The 1459-nt window shown below is 70.0% G+C and carries 1 protein-coding gene; it reads right to left on the bottom strand.

Annotated features, from left to right (window positions below; genetic code table 11):
- On the bottom strand, nt 1–1459 hold a 1459-nt coding region (locus ACFWI9_RS34180; RefSeq protein ID WP_387169174.1), incomplete at both ends, for a DUF6531 domain-containing protein.

The following is a 1459-nucleotide window of genomic DNA, read 5'->3' as shown; positions in this document are numbered from 1 at the left end:
AACACGGTGGTGTCGGCGTCGGTGTCGGTCAGCGTGAACTTCGTGCCCGACAGGGTGCCGGACAGGGTCAGGTCCTCGGCGCCGCTCTGCGGCTTCCAGGCACTGCCCGAGGCCGCGGTGAAGGCGATCGCGCTGCCGTCCGCGCTGAGCAGTTCGACGGAGGTGTCCGAGGTCTTGCGGATCTGCGTGTAGTCGCTCGCCGCGCCCGTGACGGAGGACGTCCAGCCGGGACCGAAGATCTCGGCCTGGCCCTCGGTGTCGGTGGAGTTGGCGCGCGAGGAGTACGTCCGCTCCACGCTCGCGTCGAAGGCGGTCGCGTCGGTGGCGTCCAGCGTGTAGTCGCCGGTGAGTTGGTTGACCTCACCGGGTCCGACCTCGGCGGTGGGCGCGGTGCCCGCGTCGCGGTCGAGGGTGGCCTCGACGGTCTGCGAGTAGCCGGTGGTCGTGCCGTCCGTGAAGGCGGCCCGGAGTTGGATCGCACCGTCCTCGGAGAGTGAACTGACCGTGTTCCAGACCAACTTGGTGGCGGTGCCGGAGGTGACGGCGACCGGCCATGCGGAGACCGCGGAGCCGGTGGCGGTGACGTCACCGACCGGGACGGTGTGCCAGGTGTCGGTCTCGCCGCGTCGGTACTGCCAGGTCACGCCGGTGTAGGTGGTGAGCCCCTTGGCGGCGAGGGTCAGGCGGCGGGCGGTGGTGTCACCGGCGGCCGGGGACAGGATCGCGGCGCCGTCAGCGCCAACGCCGAAGCTGTAGGCGGTAGTTGCCGCGGAAAGGTTTCCTCCGGAGTCGACGGTGCGGGCGTAGAGCGTGTGCCAGCCGTTGGCCGGGTCGATGCTCACGGTGGCGGCGTCGCCGCCGTTGCCCTTGGTGGTGTCGAGCTTCTTGTTCGGGACGCTGCTGTTGTCGAGCCCCCAGTAGTAGCCCGCGCCGTCCGTGGAGGTGGTGTCGATGGTGCAGGTGTCGGCGGCGCTCGCCTTGGCCGTCCAGCCGTTCTGGGTGTACGTGGCACAGGTGACGGTCGGTGCGACGGGCAGGCCGGTGTTCATCACGAACGTGGTGTAGCCGGTCCAACTGCCGTAGTCCGTACCGTCGTAGGCCCGCACCCGGTAGCGCAGGTGCACACCGGCCGGGATGGCGGAGGCGGACGGGATCGCCAGCTTCGCCGTCGCACCGGAGGCCACCGAGGCCGAAGTCCCCGTGTACGTGTACGTGGTGTCCGCGTAGGCCGGGTCCGCCGTGACCTCGAACTGGCCCTTCGTGGCCGACCCGTCGGAGTCGGTGACCTTCGCCGAGAGGGTCGGGGTCAGGGAGGTGACGTACCGCTTGCCGTTGTAGGCGTTGACCTGCGAGGGCGAGATGGCCGTCGAACTGGGCGTCGAGGGATACGAGTTGTACGTCACCGTCAGGTGCGGCGCGGCCGAGCCGTCACCGGAGCGGTAGTTGGCGGAGCGGTAGC

Source organism: Streptomyces sp. NPDC127084 (assembly GCF_042724175.1).
GTDB lineage: Bacteria > Actinomycetota > Actinomycetes > Streptomycetales > Streptomycetaceae > Streptomyces.
The sequence above is the reverse complement of the archived record's forward strand: the minus strand, read 5'-3'. Positions and strand labels throughout refer to the sequence as shown.